Raw genomic sequence first — 22,396 nt, forward strand, 5'->3', positions numbered from 1 at the left:
TTTTTAGGCGCACCGCTCAAAGCAGGGCGGCAGGAACTACAGTTGGACCAGGTCGTAAACGTCATCGACGTCGTCCTGAGTAATGCCGAGGTACCGCTGAGTAATCGCGGGGTGGGTGTGATTAAAAGCCTTCTGGATAACCGTAATCGGTACGCCGCTCTTATGGGCCCAGTACCCGAAGGTTTTCCTTAACGTGTGAGTTCCGACCTCCTCCAACCCCACGGCCGCCGCGGCCTTGTTAAGGTTCTTCCAGGCGGCGACCCGGCTAATCGGCTTGTTAGCGCGGGGAGAGCGGAACAGGTACTCGTCGTCTCCGAAGTCGCCGGAGGCCAGGTAGCGGTTAACTTCCCGCTTAATCGAGGCGTTAATCTTAAACCGCTTCGCCTTGCGCGTTTTCTTTTCGTTAAGGGTGATAAAGTCCCGACCGCGTACGTCCTTTACTTTCAGCGAGAGCAGGTCGGACACACGGAGCGCGGAGTTAACGCCGATAACGAACAGCAGACGGTCTCGAGGAGAAAGAGCGTTCTTCATGGCGGTAATCTTGCGTTTGGAACGGATTGGCTGGACAACGTTCATAAGGTTAACCCCCGTTCGGTTTGTGTTAACTACAGTATAGACTGGATTATCGAAAAACGCAAGTATTTATTTCGAAAAAATTAACGAAGGGAGGCGGACACCATAGCCTGGATTAACGACCGATGGGTAGACCGGCCGGAACGACAGGAACTTATCAACGCATATCGAAGGGCCCTCCGCGGAATGGCGAAGAATATTAATTCGCTTTCCCCATCGGAGCTTCTGGAGTTCGAACGGCTCGATAAGGAGCTGGAGCGACTGGAACGGATTCACGAGTGCGAGGTAGACCTCTACCGGTTTACCTGGGAGTACTTCTCGGAGCCTGGAAACCCCGGAAACTCCGGTAACTGGCAAGGGTTCGACCTCCCAAGTTATCACGATGGCCCATGGTTCCACAAGGAAATATGCGACATTATGAACAGAGTTTCCAACGAGGAGACTAACGCTAAGGTCTGCGTCGCCGCCCCACGGGGCCACGGAAAAAGCTCTTTTCTCTCAAAGTCGTTTCCTCTTCACGAGATTATCTACCGGAAACGGCGCTATGTAATGATTTTCTCGGAGACGCCTACCACTGCGAAAATGAATCAGCAATGGCTCTCGCTTCAAATGCAATATAACAAGAAGCTCCGGGACGACTTCGGCCCCCTCCTCTCCCCCAAGCAGGCGGAGAACCCGAAGGATAACTCGGAGGAGTTTGTCGCGTGGCTCCCCGATGATGACGAGGATAAAAAGCTTATCGCGAAGGTTGACTCGGTGTCGACCGGCCAGCGGGTCCGGGGCCGTAACTGGAACGGCGTACGACCGGACCTTATCGTCCTGGATGACCTGGAAAGCCGCGACAATACGAATACCGCCGAGCTCCGACAGAAGCTACGGAACTGGTTCTCGCAGGATATGATGCCGCTGGGAGACCCCGGAGGGCGATTTACCGCTTACGTCTATATGGGAACGACGATTCACCACGACGGCCTCCTGGTTCACGTATTGAAGAACCGGAAGGACTTTAAAAAGCGGATTTACCGCGCGGTTATCGACTGGCCGGAGCGTATGGACCTCTGGGAGAAATGTGAGAACATTTACAACAATCCGGACGCGGAAGACGAGCAGGCACTCGAGGACGCCCGAGCATTTTACGAGAAGCACCGAGAGGAAATGGAGCGTGGGGCGCGCGTAATATGGCCGGAAGTTAAGGGCCTTTTCGAGCTGTTCAAGTACCGATGGGACGAGGGCACCCTCGCCTTTAATACCGAGCTTCAAAACGAGCCCCTGGCAAAGGATGACATGGTATTCGACCCTGACAAGTTCCACTATTGGACGGATGAGGACCGGAATAAGGCCTTTCCGCGGAGCGAGTTTAACCTCTATATGGGTATCGACTTCGCTATGGGTAAGGAACGCGGCGACTATTCGGCCATTACGACCGTAGCGCGTCACCGGAAAACGAAAACGGTGTACGTGATAGATAGCTGGATGGACCGAGTACACCCCGACATATTCCTTAAAATCATCGTGGACAAAGTTATGAAGTATCAGCCGGACCGCATCGCGGCCGAGGCCCAGGCGGCCCAGGAGTTTTTTACCTTTAAGCTTAAGGAGGCGCTCCGGGCGGAGGGATTCCCGGCGGCTACACGAGTTCACGAGGTAAAGCACCGGACCCGTAAGGAGCTACGTATCGAAGCCATGCTCCCGGATATCGAAGCCGGGCGGATTCGTTTTAGCCGTAACCATGGTCTCCTCCTTTATCAGTTCGAGACCTACGGCACCGGCTCGCACGATGACGGGCCGGATAGCCTTCAAATGGCGTGGGAAATCGCGAAGAAGGCCCCCAGGGCCGTTAAGAAAAAACCTAATTGGTTATAGGAGGGTAGATAAATGCCGAAATTATACGACGTCGGCGGCGTCTATCCTGCGGACGACCACCTCGAACGACTGGCGAAATACGAGACATGCCGGGTAGCTTTCGAAGGACGGTTACAGGAGCTCCGCGAGCGGTTTATGCAGGTTATCGCGGAGGACCCCGATAGGCTGGAACAGTACAAACAGCTCCAGCGTCTACTTATCGCGGTCAACCTTCCCGACATTATCCTTACGAAACCGGCGGACCTCATGGTCGGGGAGCCCCCGATTTATGAAAGCGGTAAGGGTGACCGCTCCCCCGTCCAGAAAGCCCTTAATAGCATCGTCGAGGAAAACGGCCTTAATAAGCTCATCCATGAGATGGTCATCGGGGCCGGTATCCGCGGAGACGCTTTCCTTAAAGTGCGATATGACTACAGGCAGGACTTTTCCGAAATCCCCGAAGGTTATCCGAAGCCGAAAGGAACTAAGCCGGAGCCGATTATCGAATCGGTCGACCCGGCCTACGTGTTTCCCGAGGTTTCGGCCAACAGCCGGAAACAGTTTAAAGCTATCAATATCGCATACGTTTACTTCATTGATACCGGTAAGGAGGAAAAGCCGTTCCTCCGTGTCGAGCGACACGTCCCCGGATACGTTATCCGAGAGGACTTCGAGCTGGCGGAAAAACCGCGAGTCGTTACGGTGGACGGAGTCGACCTGCTCCAGTATGACATTATCGACCAGGTAAGCGACCCCGAAATTAAGGCGACAGGAGCCGACGTTCCCCTGGTTTTTCATGTTCCGTATAAAACGACAGATGAATCCTGGGAAGGTATCGGCGGTATCGAAAAAATCCTCTCGCTGTTAGAAGCGATTATGGACCGTCTGGTACAAATCGACTATATCCTGTTTAAGCACTCCGACCCGACTATGTACGGGCCTGCACTTGACGAGAGCGGGACCAGCACGGCGGCAGGCGGTCGGTACCTGGAGGTTAACGACCAGGACGTTACCCCCGGTTATATGACGTGGGAGTCCCAGCTACAGGGAGCTTTCCAGGAACTCGATAAGCTGGTCTCTATGGTTTTTCAAATCTCCGAGACTCCGCAATGGATTTTCGGTACGGTAGTCGCGGACAATGGCTCCGACGGCGGGACCGGTACCTCCCATACGGACGGCATGGCGATTAAGGCCCGGTTTATGCCTATCCTTTCAAAGGTTAAGCGTATTCGCGTCCATGTCGACGAGGCTGTCCGGGACTCGCTCTACTACGCTATGGTCATGGATAAGGAGAAGGGTGGCGCGGATTATAACGCCGAATACCCGAAAATACACTGGAAAGACGGTCTCCCCGATTCCGATAAGGAACTGGCGGAAATTATGAACCTCCGGACCGGCGGAAAACCGACTATCGACGTTAAGACCGCTATTAAACGGATGGACGAACTAGATGACGCCCAGGCGGATGCCATTCTTAAGTCAATCGAAGAGGACACCGAGAAGGCCGCGGGATTCGTTGACGCGTCCATTTTTAATAAGGACTCCGGTACCGAAAAACAAACCGAAGAAAAACCCGAAGGAGACGACGAGCAGGACGGTGGTAGCTAATGCGAACGGCTCCCGAACCGACCTACGAGCACGACGTCGAAACGCTCGCCCGTCTCTATAAGCAAGCGGTCCGAAACATCCTCGCAGAGCTGGAACGAATCGACTTAATGGACCCCTCCCGCCCCTTCGTGCAGACCAGGCTCCGGGAAATCGCCCGTATCCTGGCCGAGCTTAACGAAGCGTCGGCGGCCTGGGTCGAGGAAAACGTACCGAAAGCCGCACAGGACGGCGTCGAGTCGGCCCTGTACGAGCTCGGTATAGCTGAGACGATGGAACAGGCGGCCACTATGGCCCAACTGAACCAGGTTAACGCTGAGGTTGTAGCCGCGGCGGTCGCGGATACCCAGGAGGACCTCCTAGCGGTAACGCGTAACATTGACCGCCGGGTACGACTGGCAGTTCAACAAGTGACGTCGGAAGTTATGCGGGCAAACATGACGGAAGGAATTAACGGCCGTAAGACGATTACCGGCGATATGATGCGCGCCTTACGCAAGCGCTTAGGTGACGCGGTTAACACCGGCATTATAGATGCGGCGGGGCGTCGCTGGCGGCCAGAGGTTTACGTCGACCTCGTAGCCCGTACGAAATTAAACGACATCCACCTGGAGGCAAGAGCTAACGAGGCTATCGCGAACGATTCCCCGTACGGGATTATCAGCTCCCACGGGGCGAAGGACGCGTGCCGGTTCCACGAAAACCGTATCGTTAAGCTGGTCGCAAGTGCTCCGGGTCCTTACCCGACTATTTCCGAGCTTCGGGCCACAAATCAGATATGGCACCCCAATTGTAAGCATACGGTCCACGTCCTACGGGACCCCTCTTTATTGCCGGACGATTTACAACGTACCGCCGAACGGCAGGCGGCCAGGAGTAACGCGGCAATACAGACCGGAAAACGAAACCCCAGCGAGGACGAGCTGGAAACTTAAGGAGGGCTAGCAAATGAGCTTTAAAACGACTATCGAGGAAGACGCTAACGGGCACGTCGTCCAGGAAAGCGTAAAGCGTAAGGCGATTAAGAAGTCCGCTACGGTTAGTATCGCGGCAAGTGGAGCCGACGCTACCGCTACGATTTCCGTACCCGAAGGCGAGCTCTGGTACATCAAGGCTATTACCGTAACGAAAGGAACTAACGTAACCGTCGACTCTATCACTATCGACGGTGAGGTATTCCCCGAAACTGCTACAGTTTCCGACGTTGAGGCCAGTTACGGGGCCCTCGTTTCCGCGGAAAAGTTTATCGCTATTCAAGGCGATAACGCGAACACCACGGTGGCCGAGGACCTGACTATCGAAGTAACCGGCTACTCCATTGTCTAACAGCTCCCGCCCTTCGGAGTGCACCGTGGGGCGGAACTTCTTATAATCGAACGCCGTACAGACGGGCGTTAAACGTCTGGAAACCGGGCGACGGCCCTAAAACGGGAGGAACGCATTATGGCGGAAGAACAACAGCAGAACCAACAAGTCGAGGAACCCCGCAGAGAGGAAACCCAAGGGACTGAAACCGCGGATAACAGTCCGAAAACAATTTCCATGACGCAGGAGGAACTCGACGAGCTTATCGCTAAGCGTGTCGGCCGCGTTAACAAGAAGTTGGAGAAGCTGAAAGAACAATACGCGGACTATGACGACGTTAAGTCCAAGCTTAGCGAGTTCGAATCGAAAGCCGAAGAACAACGGCAGGCGGAACTCTCCGAGGTGGAGCGCCTTAAGGAAGAACTCGAGGTCGCTACCCGCGAAAAGGAGGAGCTCTCGAACAAGCTTAACGAGGTTTCCGAGTCTATGAAGAATAGTAAAATCGACGCCCGGTTCCAGGAGCTGGCTAAGGAGCACAATATCGAGTACCTGGCGGCCGCTAAGAAGTTGGCGGACCTATCCGAAGTGACTGTCGACGACGAAGGCGTCCACGGTATGGAGGACATCGTTAAGAATCTCGTTAAAGAAAATCCTTTCCTCGTTGCTAGAGCCGAACCCGAAACCGTAGGCGAAGCGTCCAACCCTCCGAAGAAAACAGACGCGAAGACTAAAGCGCAGATGCTCGAAGAAGCCAAGCAAAGGGCCCGCTCGGGTAATCCACGTGATATGGCCGCCTATCTGAAACTGAAACGTCAACTCAACACAAAGTAAAACGCCCCGCCTTTTTTGCGAGTTAAATATCAAAATATTTTGAAAAAGGAGAGTTACCTCTACTATGATTTACAAAACGAATCTGCAAGTAGGTATTCCTGAGTCCGTATCCGATGAACTTCTGTGGCTGAATCCGAACCAAATCCCGTTGCTGTCTATGGTCGGGTTTGCCGAGGCCGCCGCCAACACCAAGCACGAATGGCTCGAAGACGAAATGTTCGCCACTGAGTCCAAGCTGGCCGCGGACGTTCTCGCGGGTGATACCTCTATCTCCGTCGAAGACGCTGAGCCGTTCCGCGCGGACGTTATTGCTCGCGTCGGTTCCGAAATGGTTAAAGTAACCAGCGTTTCCGGTACTACTTTGACCGTGGAACGGGGCTACGCTGGCACGACCGATGCCGACCATACCACCGGGGATAAAATCGAATTCCTGTTCGTGGAAGGTGTGGAAGGTGCGGACGCTCGTAAAGCCCGCTTCAAACAGCGTACCCGGAAAGAGAACTATACCCAAATCTTCGACGAAACCATCTCTATCTCCGGTACCTCTTTGGCAGTGGCTAACTACAACATTGACGACATTTACGATTACGAGCGCTCTAAGAAAATGCTCGAGCTGGCCCTGCAATTGGAAAAGGCCGCTATCAGCGGTATCAAGCTGGAAAACGGACAAATCCGCCAGATGAACGGTATCCGTAACCAGGTCGTTACCCATGTTGATTCCGCTAGCGAAGCGCTGACTATGGACAAAATTAACAACCTGGCGCAAGACCTGTACGAAGCTGGCGCGTTCGCTTCCGGTTCCGACCACGTCCTTATCGTTCCGGCCAAGCAGAAGCGCGTCGTTTCTCAGTTTGATAGCACTAAGGTTCAGCTCGACCGTAACGACCGCGTGCGCGGTATGGTTGTGGACGCCCTGGTTACCGACTTCGGAGAGTTCCCGGTCCTGCTTAACAACAACCTGGACGCAAACGAAGCTATGCTCGTCGACCTGAACCGCGTGGCTATCCGCCCCCTGCGCGGCCGCGAGTTCTCCCACGAGTTCCTCGGTAAAAAAGGCGACTACGTCGAGGGTCAAATCGTCGGCGAGTATACCCTGGAACTGTACCAAGAGAAAGCCCACGGCCGCCTCTCCAACCTCACCTAATAAGATTTAAAGTTTCTCGCCCGTGGTCCCTGACTGCGGGCTTTATTTTTTGAAATCATAGCCCGAAGGAGTGAAACGCGTGTACGAACTGATTTCAAAACGTTTCCCCCGGCTGGGCTTCTACGTAAATGGAGAGCGTTACAAATTCTATAACGGAAAGCTCCGCACAGACGACTCGAAAGTCGTAGCCGTGGCGGAAAAGCTGGAAGGCGTAGAAGTGGTAAACAGGCCGGAATCCAAGAAGGAGCCGGAAAAGAAGTCGGAGGAAAAGCCGAAAAAATCGGCTCCGAAAAGAAAGAAAACGGCGAAAAAATCCTCCGATAAGTAAAGGAGGACGCCGTTATGGCTAAGACAGTAAATATAGAGGACGCAGTGTCCTATTTCGATACGGAAGTCCTGCATAGTGGCGCGTGGGACGAAGCGGACGACGCCCTCCGCCAAAAGGCGTTAAACAATGCCGAGCGGATTCTCTACCGGACCTACGGAAAAACCTACGATATCGACGATTCTTCGAAATGGATGCCGGAGGAAGCCGTTTACGAGCAAGCGCTTTGGATGCTACGACAGGACGACGCGGTCCAAAAGACCGAACTCGGACAGGTGGGCGTTAGCGTGTCCGGAATCTCGGTACAAATGGCCGGGAAGCCCCAGTATATCGCCCCCGAGGCGCGCCGGATTATCGCTGAGGACGGCGGTTCTAGTCCCCGCTCTAAGTGGACGGTGATTTAATCGTGGCAGTTATCCCGCTTAAACAGAAGGTCACCGTAACGAAGCCCGGAGAGCTGGACGAATGGGGCGAAATCACCCCCGGAGAGTCTTTCGAGCATAAATGCCGCATCGACGAGGGGTCCGACCTGGTGCGGGATGAGAACGGCCAGGAGGTTGTATCCTCCGCTAGAATCCTCATTGAAGGCCTAGTGGACGTAGGTTATGACGACGACGTTTCCTACACCAACGAGATAGGACAGACCTACAAGGAGAAACCGATACGCATTCGGGTACTCCGGGGACCAAGCGGTAAGCCCTGGTTTACCGAGGTACGGGTTTAACCCCCTCTCCCCTGCCGTTCACTACCTGGAAGGCCCTAAGAAACGTAGCCGGGTCCACCTGTTCGGTATCGGAAGGAGGTTAACGAATGCGGATTAAGGTAAAGGTCGATACGAAGAACATCGGGCGCGCGTCTAAGGCGGCCATAGAGGCGGCGTACCAGTCTACCCAAGATTGCGGGCAGGACTTGGCACGCGCGTCGTCCGGAGCGGCTCCCCACGATAAAGGCATACTCGAAAAATCGTATTCGGTTCTCCCCCGGAAGGACGGTACGGGAGGGTCCGTAACCGTCCGATATGCGGCGTATGAGCGCGGGTATAACTACGCTATCAAGATGCACGAGGGGACGTATAACCTGGGCGAAGGGTCAAGGTCTAAAGGCGGCGGTACCGGTATGTCCGGGACTAACTACTCGGTAGGGCCTAAGTTCCTCGAGCGCCCGCTACGGGGCGAAGCTGAAACGTATAAAGACTTCATACGAAACCAAGTAGCCGTGGCCGTTGCGGCGTTTGGTTAAAGGGAGGCGTGTCGGTTGCGTATTATCGAGCTGGTCCGGTTCGTTAAGTCGGAATATTCTTACGACTTTTACCCGAACGCCTTTCCCGCTACCGCCCCCGATAACTCGGGTATAGTCCGGATTTTCCCCGCCCCCACTACCTCGCGGCAGGTTAACCGCCTGCCCTGCCAGGTGCTGGTCCGGGCGTCGGACATGACCACGGCGGAGTCGAAGGCGTATGAGATTTACGAGTCACTAAGGATGCGGACCGACTTTTACGTAGGACCCGACCGCGTGGTACTGTGCACCGCCTCTCAACCCCTTTTCGTGGAGAAGGACGAGAACAACCGCACGGTCTACTCGGTCAACTTTGAAATCATAACGGAGGAGTGAGCCACGTATGGCCCGTACGGCTATTCCGGTCGATTCTCCTACTACTAACGGTATTCTGCTACAGGTGGATACCACTATCGACCAAACTAACGGGATGGAGTTCACTAACACCGGGCGTGAAGTCCTGCTCGTCGAAAATACCGGTACAGGCGCTCTAACGGTTACGTTGGATTACGCTCCGGACCGTTTCGGAAGAGACGGACAGAAGTCTGTGACGCTCCAAGAGGGAGAAACCAAGGTTATCGGTCCTTTCGACCGTGACCTGTATAACCAAAACAACAAGGTTTACGTGGACTTTGACGCCGCTACGGGTAACGTTGCGGTCGTAAAAGTCCTTCTTTAATTCCGCTAAACGAGGAGGAAAACGCTAATGGCTTCTAACAAAGTTGCAGGCGTGGACATTCTCCTGTATGTGAATACGGGAGATTCCGATACGCCTAACTTCGTTACTTTAGGCGGGCAGGGGGATGCCACCCTTAACCGGGGGGCTGAGGAGGTCGACGTAAGCGCGAAAACCGACGGTAACGGTTACGGGGATTTCTTGCCAGGCCGGAAGAGCTGGTCCGTCGAATGTGAAGGATTCATCGTAGACGGGGATGCCGCGTACGAACAACTCGAAACGAAATACGAGGCTCGCGAGTCCGTGCAAATCGAACTCCGTATGCCTTCAGGTAAAATCTACGAAGGCGAAGTCGTTATTACTGAGTTCCCGATGGAGTTCCCGCAAGACGACGGGGCGACGTTCTCCCTGACCCTGCAAGGTCGCGGACCGCTGACTACAACCCCGGCCGCTTAAGTAACCCTTAGGTATCAAGGGCATTGGATAAACCGATGCCCTATTTTCCCAATAATCTGACAGGAGGAATTATTTACTTATGTCTACCAAACAAAGAGGCTACGTGCCACTTACGCTTGATAAACAGCGTCGAATCCATTTCGGTATGAACGCTTTTTGCGCGTTGGAGGAAAAGGGCTACGATATTACCGCTCTGGAGCAAAAAGGTATCAAGTTTTCCGATATCCGCGCTATGCTCTGGGCTGGACTCCTGCACGACAAGGACTTCGAAGATAACCCGGAATGGGACGAAAAGGCCGCGGGCGACCTCGCCGACAAGGCCGAAAACCTGCAAGAGGTATTTAAAGCCGTCTCCCGTGCCGTCTCCCTCGCGTTCGGCCAGGACCCCGACACTCCGAAGGAGCAGAAGCCGGGAAACTAACGGAACCGTCCGAGGAGTCGGAGCCGTGGGACTGGGAAGGGCTTCAGAAACGAGCCTATGCATTAGGGCTCAAGCCGGAAGAGTTCTGGGCCCTTACTCCCTACCAGTTTACCCTCCTGTCCGACGCTCGGGCGGAAGATGAACAACGACAGTACGACAACCTCCATCACCTTCTCGCGTGGACGGCCGCGAACATTATGAACGCAAGCGGAAACCTTAAGAAACCTGTCTCTGTCGAGAAACTTATGGGCAAGAAAAAGCGGCATGATAACCCGAAAAGGATTCTCACGGAAGAAGAACGCCGGGCGGAACTCGACCGGATTAAACAACGATTCAGAAAGGAGGACGCGTAAATGGCCTTAGCGGAACTAGCGGCAAGAATTAGTGCAGACATTAGCGACTTTAAGTCGAAAATGGCGACAGTGCAAAACGACATGAACAGCACGCGGGGCAACTTCCAGCAAGCCGGGAAGTCATTCCAGCAGGTCGGGCAAAATCTCCGTAGTGTAGGTGCTGGAATGACAGCGGGCGTGACCGCTCCGGTTCTCGCCGCGGGGACGGCCGCTATTATGACCGGGGCGAACTTCGAGTCCGCTATGTCGGAGGTTCAGGCGGTGACGATGGCTACGGGTAAGGACTTTACGAAGTTACAGGAACTCGCGCAAGACCTGGGCTCGTCGACTAAATATAGCGCCACAGAGGCCGCGCAAGGTATGGCGTTCTTAGGGCGTGCGGGTTTCGATACGACGGAGATTATGTCCGCTATGCCTGTAATGCTGGACCTTGCTACCGCTGGTAACCTAGACCTCGCACGGGCCGCGGATATTTCCTCGAATATCCTTTCCGCCTTTGGGATGGAAGCTTCCCAGTCCGGGCATATGGCCGACGTCCTTGCATTCGCCGCGGCTAACGCTAACACTTCCGTGGAACAAATGGGTTACGCTATGGGTTACGTGGGTCCTGTCGCGAACTCCATGGGAATCAGCGTAGAGGAAACGGCGGCCGCTGTCGGGATTCTGTCGGATGCAGGTATCCAGGGCGAGCGGGCCGGTACAGCACTCCGGGGCATGCTTTCTCAGTTGACTACAGTAACCGGACAAACAAAAGACACCCTAGCGGCGTATGGACTGACCGCCGAGGACGTAAACCCGAAAACAAAATCTCTTGCGGAGATTATACAGACGCTTAAAGATGCTGGGGTGCAAGCCTCTGACGCTATGGAACTTGTCGGCCAGGAGGCGGGGCCTGGACTCGCGGTCCTGCTCGAACAAGGTAGTGGAAGCATAACGAACTTTACCGGAGAACTGAAAACCGCCGACGGGGCCGCTTCCGAGATGGCTACAACCATGGGCGAAAACACTAAGGGCGGGTTTAAGGAGTTCCTTAGCTCGCTAGAGGCCCTCGGAATCGCCATCTCGGAAGAGCTTCTCCCTGTGATTAACCCGATAATTGATGGGCTTACTCAGATGTTCCGCTGGTTCTCGCAAATGAACCCGGTAGTTAAACAGGCGGCTATTATTTTCGCACTAGTTGTCTCCGCCATCGGGCCCATTATTATGGTAGTCGGCGGCCTAATTGGTGCCGTAGGTGCCCTCGCCACAACATTTGCCGTCTCTGTAGGCACGATAATGTCATTTATAGGCGTTGCGGTAGCTGTCGTCGCGGGCATAACCGCCCTCGTTGCCGCGTTCATTTACGCATACAACAAAGTCGGATGGTTCCGCGATAGGGTTAATTCGGCATGGGAACGTATTAAATCCGGGTTCCAGGCGGTTGTCGATTTCCTCCGCCCCGCCGTCCAGGCTGTAGTCGATTTCGTAGTCCAGCAATGGGACAAAATTAAAAACTGGTGGGGGCAGTCGGGCGGAACCATTATGCAGGCCGTGAGTAACGTATGGAACTTCATTTCGACGATTATCTCCACGGTTATGAGTGTCATTTGGGGAATCATGCAATTTATTTGGCCCGCTATCCTGTTTATCATTCAAAGCGTATGGGGAAACATCAAGGCTGTAATTTCCAGCGGTATTAACATCATTCTCGCGATTATCGATATCTTCACGAGCCTGTTTACCGGGAACTGGTCGAAGCTCTGGGAAAGCGTTAAGTCGCTTATCTCGAACGCCCTTACGTTTATCTGGAATCTGTTCCAGCTCTGGGGCTGGGGTAAGCTTCTCGCCGGGGCACTCCGTCTAGGAGCGGGACTCCTTAACGCGTTTAAGGGTTCGTGGACGAAAATATGGAACGTCGTTAAAAGCATCGCGTCTAAGCTGTGGAACTGGCTTAAAAGCGCATTTAACAGTGGAAAACAATTCATCGACGACGTTTGGAAAACCATCGGAAACGTAACCAAAACCGTATGGAACGGCATTAAATCAGCGCTTAAAGCTGTTTGGAACGTCATTAAGACCCAGCTAAAAAACTCCTTCAACTTTTATAAAAACCTAATCACCGGGGTTTGGAATGGAGTTAAAAGCGTATCGACCAGGGTCTGGAACGGGATTAAGTCGTTTCTTTCTAACACGTTTAATGCGATTAAGTCCCGCCTAACCAACGCATGGAACGCCATTAAGTCGGCCACGTCCAACGCATGGAGCAAAGTTAAGAGCTATATCTCGAACGTGGGCTCTAACATAAAGAGCACGTTGTCCGGGCTGGCTTCGAAGGCGAAGTCGTGGGGGAGGAACCTGCTAAACATGTTCATCAAGGGGATTAAATCGAAAATCCGGGCAGTCGTCGGCGTCGTATCCGACGTCGCGGGCAAGGTTAAGGGCTTCCTCGGGTTCAGCTCTCCGACTAAAGAAGGTCCGGCCTCGAAGTCGGACAAATGGGCACCGAACTTTATGGGCATGTTCGCGGGCGGTCTGGAGAAAAATATTCCGGCCCTACGGCGGACAGCCGCGAAGGTTGCGGGCGTTATGGAAGGCGTAAACGTGTCGCCTACCGCTCCGAGGGTTTCCCATGCCGCCGTCGGCAACCTGTCGGCGAGCCGCTCCGGGTACGTCTCCCCCGCTGACCGTGCAGAAGCCGCGGGCGGCGTAGTGGTGACCGGTAATACGTTTAACGTACGCCAGGAATCGGATATCGACAGTATCGCGCGCGCTATCGACCGTAAGAAGCGCAATAAATCACGAGCTAGAGGAAGGGTGACGCCGTAATATGTTAACGTTTGATAATCAACACGCTACAAACTACGTCGACAAGGTGCTCGACGTTGTGCGGCCCGCGGCCGCTCCCCGCTCTGCTCGTTTGCAGGAGGTCGAGGGACGCGCGGGCGCTTACTATTTCGGGACCGATACGGAGGTTTACGAGATAGAGGCGCGGCTTTTCATTAAGGGCGAGAACCGCTCGGACTTGTGGCAGAAGGTACGGGCGGCTAACGCCTGGCTACTTAAGGAGGACCTCCGTAAACTCGTACTCGACGACGAGCCGGATAAACACTATATGGCCGTCTGTAATGACGCTATCGACCTGGAGGAAATCCTGGAGTATGGGTTCGCTACCGTTACCTTCATCGTACCGGACGCTTACGCTGTCGGAGAGACCAAGGACGAGCGCATAACCGCCCCTGCCCTGGTATTCGAGCGGAACAGCGTACGATATAAAGACAACGGAAGCGAAATAACGAGCAATTATCCATACTACAAGTCCGGTAAGTATGCTGAAGGAATTTTCGTAGAGGAGGGAACCGAAAACCTCCTCTACTCTGCGGCGGCTCCGGAGTCCGAAGAACTATTCCTCCCGATAAGCTCTGCGTATTTCCTGTCATTAATCGACGGTTCCGCAAGCATTGAGCATAAGTTCTCGAATGCTCCAGCTCAGTCTCTCGATAAAGAGGGCGCGAACTATAACGGATTAGTCGATACCGGCTGGGACGGTGGCACTCATTCCGGAACCACTGGGGTTAGTAACGACTTCCTGGAATTAGCTCGTTCCGGGACTGACCTGTATATCTCACGGAGCACAACTGAGGATTGGGATATGGGAACCCACGTGAACACCGAAGCGGTTAATCATACGCTAACTCTCTCGTCGGATTATATGCCGGGATGGGAAATAGTGGACGAAATGGACGACTATGCGGCTACCGGCTGGACGGAGTTCAGTGGCTCCGGGCCTGTATCCCAGGAGGACGGTTTCGTCCGAATATTCACCCCCGAGGGTGAAACTCAAACCTCTAACACCGGGATTTATAAGGACCACGGCAGTGCCCAAACGAGTTATACTTTTACCTTTAAATACAAGCTAACCGGCGGCCCTGGTCGTGTGTGGGTATCAAACAGTACGGACGCCGTTCGGGCCATCCTGCCAGAAACCGGGGGTGGGTGGAAGTGGGCGTACCTTGATATCCAAGACATTACGTCCTCCGCTGACTTATACGTAGACGGCGAGCTCGTTAACGAAGGAGTAAGCACGGGTTTTTCTTCTAGCTCTACCCGTTTCCAAATTTATATCGATGAACCGGACACCGGGAACGCGGATATTACACTGGACTTCGACGCCTTCCGCGCTGACCTCGGCTATTCAAAAGGCGCTCCGCCTTCTAACGGAGAATGGACCGGAACCTGGACGTCTGGCTATGATTCGTTAAGCTCCGTAGGCAACTCGTTAAATGACCTCGTCGATTCGGCTTTCTCCGTTACCGCGCCGGACGGCTCCGACCAGAATATCGTAATAGAGACCCAGCTAAGGGCCGACGGTGTAGAGCAGGGTTGGAACGAAGTAGCAGGAGGCTCAGGAAGCATTCCGGGAATTAAAGATGGAGACAACCTTTCGAATGTAGAGATTAACCTCCGGTTCGCCTTAACGACAAAGGACCCGGCCCACTCCCCGGAGGTTTATTACGCAGATATCGACATTACTTCCGGGTATTTGACTTCCGGTTACCGCGATTCTCCCGTAGTTACCAGCCTCCAACAAGTCGTAAAAGCGGCACGTACGGCCGTATCGTGGGTTAACAACGCTGTCCCGACGGGAACGTCCGTAAGGGTCTATACGCGATACTCCCCCGACGGAGGAATGACCTGGGCAACGTGGGCAGAAGTCGCAAACAACGGAGACCCGGTAACCGGAATCTCCCAGGATACGGACCTTTCGGACGCGCAATTCCAGTATAAAGTCGAATTAAGCACCGAGGATGTCTCCGTTACGCCTTCGGTCGATAGCCTGTCATACGATTTTTATACCGGATATAAACCATCTCAGACGTTCTCTTTTCCGGCGCAGGATGTAAACAGCATAGGGGTATCTGCGGGTTCCGTTATTGACTGGACCGCTAATACTACGGACACCGGAACTAGCGTAACGGTCGAAACTAGCCTTGACGGCTCTACCTGGACGACGGCCACGGACGGTGGGTCCCTCGTTTCGTCTGGCACTGACCTGACGGGTAAGTCCATTTACGTTAGGTACACGTTATCGACAAACGACACGAACAATACTCCGACTATGGATTACATCGAATGGAGAATCGCCCAGAATGAGCCTAACCACATTGTTCCGGCTACTGGGGCCGTGGTTATCACTCCCACCAACGTAGCACGCTGGCAACTAGAGAGTAAGCCTTACCCCACGAGCTGGCACGATACTGGAACTCGCGAGGACGAAACCGCCAAGGTATGGGTCAAGCAATTCGCCACAACGAGCGGGAACGGAGGAACGGCCGCTCTCTGGTTCGAGAAAAAGCCGTCGGTCGATAGCTCCCGCCGGTTCCTGTGGGAGTTTAGCGGAAGCCTTAAGCCGCTGGCCCTTTTCCGTGAGGACGACGTCTATGTGCTCGAGTACCAAGACGAAAGGGTTATCGAGTGGGACGGCTCCGGATTGGCCGACGGTTTTCACCACGCCGCCGTCCGCTGGTCCGAGGAATCCCTCGACCTGTTTATCGACGGGGAACTGGTCGGAAATCATCCGATGTCCATGGAAATGGACCTTACCGGGGCAGAACACCTATACGTCGGTTGTTCCTCTGCCGGTAACGGCCAGCTTAACGCAGTAATAGACGACATTATGCTCTCGAAAAGGACTTTTACTGATGAGGAAGTCGAGGACCTGGCGAGCTCTGATACGGAGGCCGAAGTCGACAAGGATACCGCCGCTCTCTACCACTTGGACGAATCACTTTCTGCCTCGCAGACCAGTAACGTAGTAGTGTCCGGGACCGCTCCTACCTTCCCGGTATTTACGTTCACCTTCTCGAACTCCCAAGACCACGCGCGGGTATCGAACGGGGCGGACTTCGTACTGGTTAATCGGGATTTCGAGCCCGGAGACGTGCTCGTCATTGACTGCGAGGCGGGAGTCGTAACCCTTAACGGCTCCAGAGATGCGGCTATGCCGTATCTCGACTTCGACTCCGACTTTTTCGCGATAACCTCCGAGTCCGAAATCATCACGGACCCCGCGGACGACGCGGCCGTAGATATTAAATATACTGAAAGGTGGCTCTAATGACATTGGAAAAACTGTTCATACTCGACCGTAACGAACAGGTCCAGGCGGTGCTCTCCAATCGAGGGGCCGCCTGCCCTTTCTATGACGCCGTCCATAAGGAGCAAATGAACGGGGAAAACTCGCTCGAGTTCACCGTACCGACAAACTCCGTCGACTCCCAGTACGTCGTAGAGGAGAACCTCGTACTATTCAAGGACCTCGACCTAGACTACCAGCTATTCGTTATTAAAGAGATGGAGGACGAACACGGAGGCGGACTTTATAAGCGGGTATACTGCGAGCATGCGTCCAGCGAGCTCCTTTATTTTGTTGTAAAAGACAAACGGCCGACGGAGCAGTCGGCTTCTTTTATGCTCGGTGAAGTCCTGAGCGGGACTCGCTGGGAAGTAGGAACCGTAGAGCCTCAGACGCTGGCCTCGGCGACCTTCTACTATCAGAACGTTTCCGCCTGTATCGCGGATATCGTAAACCTGTTCGGAGGAGAAGTGCGCTACCGCGTCGAGTTCCTGGGTAGTCAGGTTATTGGCCGCTATGTCGATATCCTGGAGCAACGCGGGGACCGTAGGGGTAAGCGATTCGTCTACGGAAAGGATGTCAAGGGCATTCGCCGGACGGTCGATACTACCGGGCTGGCTACGGCGGTTATCGGACGCGGTAAAGGTGTCGAGAACGAGGAAGGAACTGGGTACGGGCGTAAGCTCTCGTTTAAGGACGTGGAATGGAGTGTCGACAACGGGGACCCGGTCGATAAGCCCCTCGGCCAGGAATGGGTAGGCGACCCCGCGGCGCGGGATAAATTCGGCTTCCCAGACGGAGACGGCGGGTACCTCCATCGGACCATTACGGTAGACTTCGAAGACGAAGATGACCCGGAGCGCCTGCTTGAGTTCTCGTGGGACCATCTACAAACGGTTAAGGCCCCGCTCGTATCCTACGAAATGGACGTCGTCGACCTGGAGAAAGCGGCCGGGTATGAGCACGAGTCCGTTCGATTGGGCGATACCGTAATCGTCATCGACCGCACTTTTACGCCTGAGCTACGTGTGGAAGCCCGCGTTATCGAAATCGAGCGAAACCTCCTTCGCCCCGAGGATAATAAGGTCGTGCTGGGGAGCTTCGTCGAGCCCTACAAGGTCGACGACAAGTTCCGAGAGGTAGAGGAGCGGGTCAAGGACCGGACGGTCCCTACGTCTATCTTAGACGGAGTAATCGACGCAATACAAAACGAGATACACTCCGGTAACGGCACGGTACGGTCGACCTGGGAGGGGTTTATTAACTACGATAAGCCCCCGGAGCAAGGGCCCGAGAAGTTTATTAAGATGGTAGACGGAAAGCTTATGCTCGGTAAAATCGTAGGCGGCGAAGAAGAGGTCGGAACATTCATCGACGGCAATATCGTTTACGCGGACCTTATCGCGGCGGGTACGATGCTAGCTAACCGAATCAAAGGCGGAAAAATGGCGCTCGGAGGTGATGGGGTTTTCGGAGAGCTTTTCTTCTACGACTCCCAGGAACGTATCACTATGGCTTTTAACGGTGAGACAGGGAGTGTTAACCGGCTTAAGGCGGGCGAGCTCACTAGTCCGAATGTTCCGACGCGTTCTACCCCTAAACAGGAGGCCGGTACGGTTCATCTGTACGTTAACCCCAACAGCGGGAATGACGTGAACGGCAACGGGAGTTCCTCCTCCCCATTCCGGACTATACAGCGGGCCGTAGACGAGGTCCCAGACATCTGCGACGCCGATTTCCATATCCACGCGGACGAATCCGGGGAACAGTTATTTTTCTACGAGCACCTCGTTATCCGCGGAAAAGACGGCGACGGCTCTATCCGGTTTACGCTCGGAACATCCGATTTTATCGGATGGGTTCGTATTTCGGGCGCTGATATCAAGCTTCTATTTAACGGTGGTCGCTGGAAGCACGACGGAACCTCGCACCCCCGCAACGAGGGTGCACCTTACTCAGTATTTCACATCATCCGCTCGGATTCCGTCCTTATGCAAAACTGCACTATCGTCGCTGATAAAGGGTACTACGGCGTAGCCGGCTCGCAAAGCTCCTATATCGAAATACGTAACGGGTCCATACACCGCGCCCAGAGGAGCGGGGCCGTAGCGCAACGAGGGGCCGTCGTCTACCTTTACGACGTGCAAGGCAAGGAGAACGGACTCGACTCGAGCGGAGAGGGATACGGAGCATACGCTCGAACCGGAGGAACTATCGTTATATCTGGTTCGGACGGCTCTAACCCTTATTGCCCAGAAGGAGTGAACGGGTACGCTAACGCGGGTCATACTGGGCAACTTAACGCGAACTCAGATGGGAACTTCCGGACGGGTAGCGCGAATCCCATTTCGGCCCCTAACGAGGAGCTGTTATCGTTCCAGGCTACCGACTTCGAGTCCTGGCGCTTCGGTATGCTTGGCAAATCATACGACGGAGGGACCGCAGACGACGGGTACGGTTGGCATCAGGGATTCTATCAGGGGTCGAACTACTATCCGCATCTAGACGAGGACGGAGACCTTAGCGCGGACTCATGGGGTGCCTCGCATGTTGGTTTTTGCTGGTTCGGAGATAACTACAGCGGCTCGAATAGCTTTTCGAGCCTGCTGGACGGCCGGGACATCGTCGAGGTTCGCCTGAGAGTTCGCAGGAACAGCCGCCACGGCCGGGACATCCCGAACGAGCTTAAGGTCTGGACCCATCAGTACAGCCCAACGCGGAACGAGCCGGGCGACTGGGACCCGACGACGGACTCCGCGGTCGACTTGACTAACGGGACCGTCGTAGGCTCATACGAATACGGTGAGGAGAAGTCGTTCGACCTGCCGCACGCGTTCGGAGATTATCTTCAGAATAACCCCACGTCGGCGGGTATCGCAATTTTCCACGAGGATTATACGCAATCCTTCGAGGTTAAGGACTATACCGTTACCCTGGAGGTGATTGTCGCGTGAACCTCGTGACCTATAACGAGGACACCCACGAAGTACTGGACGTTATACCCGGAGTTAATACACTCCATGTATCCGGTACTCGGATTCGTACGAATGTCTCGGACACCGTTACGAATAGCCCCTTTATCGTCCTGGAGGACGAGGTCTCGAGGGGCGACGTCCTTACCGATGAGTTACTGGCCGCTGACCGCTCAAACTCAGTAATGAATACGTCGGACCCCGCAGTCCTCCTCGAAAAAATCGAAACGCTCGAAAAGCGTATCGCAGAACTGGAGGAGGAGGAGCCCGCGTAAGGGTCCTGTACTACATCGAAAGGAGGTCAAGGCCAAAAGTGGATGGGTTTAAAACGTTTCTTGCTTCCGCCTTCGTCGGTATTTCCTACACCCTATGGGGCGAATGGGTGGCGCTTTTTAATGTCTTTCTCCTCCTGTGTGCTATCGACTGGGCTACCGGTTGGTATGCGTCAAAGGTAGGAGGGACGTTAAACAGCAAGCGAGGGTTTACCGGAATCGGTAAAAAAATTATCGTGCTAGCCTTAGTCGCGGTAGCTCACCAGGTCGACGTTATGATGGGTACCGGAGAACTGGTCCGAAATACTGCGATTATTTTTTATTCCGTTAACGAAGTTGTCAGTATAACTGAAAATTGCGGGAGAGCCGGAATACCTGTTCCCGAGAGGTTCGTAAGGGCTGTCGAGGTACTCCGTAGCTCTCCCCACAAACAAGAGTCGGAATATTCCGAAAGAAAGGATGGATAACTTTGTCTGTACCGATTTATACGAAGTATATCCCGAAGAGTAACACGAGGACCCGGCCCGGCTACTATATGAATCCGCAGTATATCACGATTCATAACACCGCAAACTCCAGCGCTGGAGCCGACGCGGAGGCACACGCTCGACTCCTGGCAGGCGGGAATAATCGGACCGCCTCCTGGCACTATACCGTCGACGACCACGAAGCATGGCACCATATCCCGGACAATGAAAACGCCTGGCACGCGGGAGACGGCGGGAGCGGAACCGGTAACCGTAAATCCCTCTCCATTGAGATTTGCGAAAATTCCGACGGTAACTACGCTAAGGCCGAGGATAACGGCGCATGGCTGGCCGCTTACCTCATGAAAAAGCACGGTATCCCGCTCTCGCATGTCGTCCCCCACCAGAAATGGAGCGGGAAACATTGCCCGCGTAAAATCCTCGACCACTGGTCCCGGTTCATCGCGAAGGTAGAGGCGCATTACAAGGGCGAGGCACAGCCCGCCGAATGGGACGGAAAGTCCTTCCCTGGTCGCGCCGCCTTTATCATCGGTCAATCCCACCCCGCGGTTACCTTGCTCGGTAAGCGTCTTATCGCTCACGGATACGGCGACTACTACGAAGTCGGAGCCGGGCCGACATTCTCCGAGGTTGACCGTAAGGCCTGCGCCGCTTTCCAGCGCGCGCAAGGCTGGAGCGGTGCGGGAGCGGACGGGTACCCTGGTCCGGTTACGTGGGAGCGTCTTATGGCTTCCGCTCCGGGAGAGAATGAGCCAGAACCTAAGACCGAATACCACCGCGTTAAGGTTGACGGCGAGCAAGTCGCGTCCTTTGCGAAGGATGATAATGTCATAGATAAAGTCGTAGAGGTAGTCCGTGAGTCCCTGGAGTCCGACAACAAGGAAATTAAAATCGAAATCGAAAGGGTGTTGCTCTAATGTGGGAAAAAATTAAACCTCGTCTCCGTAGAAAATCTCTATGGGTGGCCGTCGCCTCTCTGGTATTTATGATTCTGCAAGCGTTCGGAGTCTCCGTTGTTGAAGAGCAGTATAACGAGGTAGTTAACGCCATCCTCGGGGTACTGATTCTCGCCGGGATAATCGAGGGTAACTCGCCTCAAGCCCCCGCGCAACCTGAAGACGAGCAGGAATAACAAAAAAAAAGACCCCGCCGCGAGGGCGGGGCGTACATATTAACGGCAATTCATTTCCGGGTTATCCGAGATATTATACCGGTTAAACTTTTCTCCGGCCGCGTCAAACTCCGCCCGACTAACCTCCAGGGATGCGACTACGGCGCCACTCTGCTTCGACTTCATCGAGATAGTAGATAAGTCCTTTGAAGAACCGAAACCAGCGTTAACAACGGCGGCCATAGACTGGTATACGTCGGGGCAACCCATAGCGGCGTCGTCCTGGTTAATAAACACGACCGCGATATAGTCCCCCTCCTTTTCGGTCCCGAAGTTCTCGTTAACCTTGACCTCTTCGACCTTACCGGAAGGCATAGGGGTGCCGGTAAGGTCGTCTTTAATAACGTCCTTCTCGGACTTTTTCGGGGCCGGAGCGGGATTCGACTTTTCTTCCTTTTTCGGCTCTTCCTTCTTTTCCTCTTTTTCAGTCTGGGCCGTTTGGTCGGTCTTACCCGTAGGCTCCGTTTCCTCGCACCCTACCAACAAGACAAGCCCTGCGACAGCCGTAATAGCAGTAACGAATTTCTTAAACAAAGAAACATCCCCCTCTGTAAACGTTATTATGGAGCGTTACG

At 54.3% G+C, this 22,396-nt stretch carries 23 protein-coding genes and 1 pseudogene; 22 read left to right on the forward strand and 2 right to left on the reverse strand.

Annotation, left to right across the window (positions count from 1 at the left end; translation table 11 throughout):
* Nucleotides 1-36: 36 nt before the first annotated feature.
* Nucleotides 37-576 carry a site-specific integrase gene (locus CHM34_RS06840; RefSeq protein ID WP_094263839.1) on the reverse strand — a complete coding sequence of 180 codons (540 nt, stop codon included), beginning with the start codon at nucleotides 574-576 and terminating at the stop codon, nucleotides 37-39.
* Between the two features lie 183 nt (nucleotides 577-759).
* Here CHM34_RS06840 and terL point away from each other — a divergent pair, with 183 nt between their 5' ends.
* The 22 genes and pseudogenes from terL to CHM34_RS06950 all read left to right on the forward strand — a co-directional run bounded on the left by terL (nucleotide 760) and on the right by CHM34_RS06950 (nucleotide 21,782).
* Nucleotides 760-2,436, forward strand: coding sequence for a phage terminase large subunit (terL, locus tag CHM34_RS06845; RefSeq protein WP_094263840.1), 1,677 nt, complete (start codon nucleotides 760-762; stop codon nucleotides 2,434-2,436).
* A 12-nt stretch (nucleotides 2,437-2,448) separates the two neighbouring features.
* Nucleotides 2,449-4,023 carry a phage portal protein gene (locus CHM34_RS06850; RefSeq protein WP_094263841.1) on the forward strand — a complete coding sequence of 525 codons (1,575 nt, stop codon included), beginning with the start codon at nucleotides 2,449-2,451 and terminating at the stop codon, nucleotides 4,021-4,023.
* Nucleotides 4,023-4,955, forward strand: coding sequence for a phage minor capsid protein (locus tag CHM34_RS06855; RefSeq protein WP_094263842.1), 933 nt, complete (start codon nucleotides 4,023-4,025; stop codon nucleotides 4,953-4,955). The genes CHM34_RS06850 and CHM34_RS06855 overlap by 1 nt, the downstream gene beginning before the upstream one ends.
* A 13-nt stretch (nucleotides 4,956-4,968) precedes the next feature.
* Nucleotides 4,969-5,346: a hypothetical protein gene (locus CHM34_RS06860; protein ID WP_094263843.1), complete on the forward strand. Its 378-nt coding sequence runs from the start codon at nucleotides 4,969-4,971 to the stop codon at nucleotides 5,344-5,346.
* Nucleotides 5,347-5,463: 117 nt separating this feature from the next.
* Nucleotides 5,464-6,156, forward strand: coding sequence for a phage scaffolding protein (locus CHM34_RS06865; protein WP_094263844.1), 693 nt, complete (start codon nucleotides 5,464-5,466; stop codon nucleotides 6,154-6,156).
* A gap of 64 nt (nucleotides 6,157-6,220) precedes the next feature.
* Nucleotides 6,221-7,300: an SU10 major capsid protein gene (locus tag CHM34_RS06870; protein ID WP_094263845.1), complete on the forward strand. Its 1,080-nt coding sequence runs from the start codon at nucleotides 6,221-6,223 to the stop codon at nucleotides 7,298-7,300.
* A 79-nt stretch (nucleotides 7,301-7,379) separates the two neighbouring features.
* Complete coding sequence (locus CHM34_RS06875; RefSeq protein ID WP_094263846.1) at nucleotides 7,380-7,628, forward strand: hypothetical protein; 249 nt, start codon at nucleotides 7,380-7,382, stop codon at nucleotides 7,626-7,628.
* 14 nt (nucleotides 7,629-7,642) lie between these two features.
* Nucleotides 7,643-8,029: a hypothetical protein gene (locus CHM34_RS06880; RefSeq protein ID WP_094263847.1), complete on the forward strand. Its 387-nt coding sequence runs from the start codon at nucleotides 7,643-7,645 to the stop codon at nucleotides 8,027-8,029.
* A 2-nt stretch (nucleotides 8,030-8,031) separates the two neighbouring features.
* Nucleotides 8,032-8,349: a hypothetical protein gene (locus tag CHM34_RS06885; protein ID WP_094263848.1), complete on the forward strand. Its 318-nt coding sequence runs from the start codon at nucleotides 8,032-8,034 to the stop codon at nucleotides 8,347-8,349.
* An 86-nt stretch (nucleotides 8,350-8,435) separates the two neighbouring features.
* Nucleotides 8,436-8,864, forward strand: coding sequence for a hypothetical protein (locus CHM34_RS06890; RefSeq protein WP_094263849.1), 429 nt, complete (start codon nucleotides 8,436-8,438; stop codon nucleotides 8,862-8,864).
* Nucleotides 8,865-8,879: 15 nt separating this feature from the next.
* Nucleotides 8,880-9,236, forward strand: coding sequence for a minor capsid protein (locus CHM34_RS06895; protein WP_094263850.1), 357 nt, complete (start codon nucleotides 8,880-8,882; stop codon nucleotides 9,234-9,236).
* Nucleotides 9,237-9,243: 7 nt separating this feature from the next.
* Nucleotides 9,244-9,579, forward strand: a complete 336-nt coding sequence (locus CHM34_RS06900; RefSeq protein WP_094263851.1) for a hypothetical protein — start codon at nucleotides 9,244-9,246, stop codon at nucleotides 9,577-9,579.
* A 27-nt stretch (nucleotides 9,580-9,606) separates the two neighbouring features.
* Complete coding sequence (locus CHM34_RS06905; RefSeq protein ID WP_094263852.1) at nucleotides 9,607-10,032, forward strand: phage tail tube protein; 426 nt, start codon at nucleotides 9,607-9,609, stop codon at nucleotides 10,030-10,032.
* A gap of 79 nt (nucleotides 10,033-10,111) precedes the next feature.
* Nucleotides 10,112-10,453 (forward strand): hypothetical protein, encoded by a 342-nt coding sequence (locus CHM34_RS06910; RefSeq protein ID WP_094263853.1) that lies wholly within the window; start codon nucleotides 10,112-10,114, stop codon nucleotides 10,451-10,453.
* A 44-nt stretch (nucleotides 10,454-10,497) separates the two neighbouring features.
* Nucleotides 10,498-10,806: pseudogene (locus CHM34_RS20160) on the forward strand (phage tail assembly chaperone); the annotation flags it as partial.
* Nucleotides 10,807-13,611: a phage tail tape measure protein gene (locus CHM34_RS06920; protein ID WP_094263854.1), complete on the forward strand. Its 2,805-nt coding sequence runs from the start codon at nucleotides 10,807-10,809 to the stop codon at nucleotides 13,609-13,611.
* A 1-nt stretch (nucleotide 13,612) separates the two neighbouring features.
* Complete coding sequence (locus CHM34_RS06925; protein ID WP_094263855.1) at nucleotides 13,613-16,900, forward strand: distal tail protein Dit; 3,288 nt, start codon at nucleotides 13,613-13,615, stop codon at nucleotides 16,898-16,900.
* Entirely contained in the window at nucleotides 16,900-19,872 is a 2,973-nt protein-coding gene (locus tag CHM34_RS06930; RefSeq protein ID WP_094263856.1) for a phage tail protein, read from the forward strand. Before CHM34_RS06925 ends, CHM34_RS06930 begins: the two co-directional genes overlap by 1 nt.
* A complete protein-coding gene (locus CHM34_RS06935; RefSeq protein ID WP_094263857.1) occupies nucleotides 19,869-20,165 on the forward strand; it encodes a hypothetical protein in 297 nt (98 codons plus the stop codon). The genes CHM34_RS06930 and CHM34_RS06935 overlap by 4 nt, the downstream gene beginning before the upstream one ends.
* A 38-nt stretch (nucleotides 20,166-20,203) precedes the next feature.
* Nucleotides 20,204-20,629, forward strand: coding sequence for a phage holin family protein (locus tag CHM34_RS06940; protein WP_169713632.1), 426 nt, complete (start codon nucleotides 20,204-20,206; stop codon nucleotides 20,627-20,629).
* 2 nt (nucleotides 20,630-20,631) lie between these two features.
* Complete coding sequence (locus CHM34_RS19545) at nucleotides 20,632-21,567, forward strand: peptidoglycan-binding protein (protein ID WP_206093756.1); 936 nt, start codon at nucleotides 20,632-20,634, stop codon at nucleotides 21,565-21,567.
* A complete protein-coding gene (locus tag CHM34_RS06950; RefSeq protein WP_094263859.1) occupies nucleotides 21,567-21,782 on the forward strand; it encodes a hypothetical protein in 216 nt (71 codons plus the stop codon). The genes CHM34_RS19545 and CHM34_RS06950 overlap by 1 nt, the downstream gene beginning before the upstream one ends.
* A gap of 39 nt (nucleotides 21,783-21,821) precedes the next feature.
* Here the strand turns inward: CHM34_RS06950 and CHM34_RS06955 are convergent, their stop codons facing one another.
* Nucleotides 21,822-22,355: a hypothetical protein gene (locus CHM34_RS06955; protein ID WP_094263860.1), complete on the reverse strand. Its 534-nt coding sequence runs from the start codon at nucleotides 22,353-22,355 to the stop codon at nucleotides 21,822-21,824.
* Nucleotides 22,356-22,396 lie beyond the last annotated feature (41 nt).

The organism is Paludifilum halophilum, assembly GCF_002245355.1.
In the GTDB taxonomy this organism is placed as follows: Bacteria; Bacillota; Bacilli; order Thermoactinomycetales; family DSM-45169; genus Paludifilum; species Paludifilum halophilum.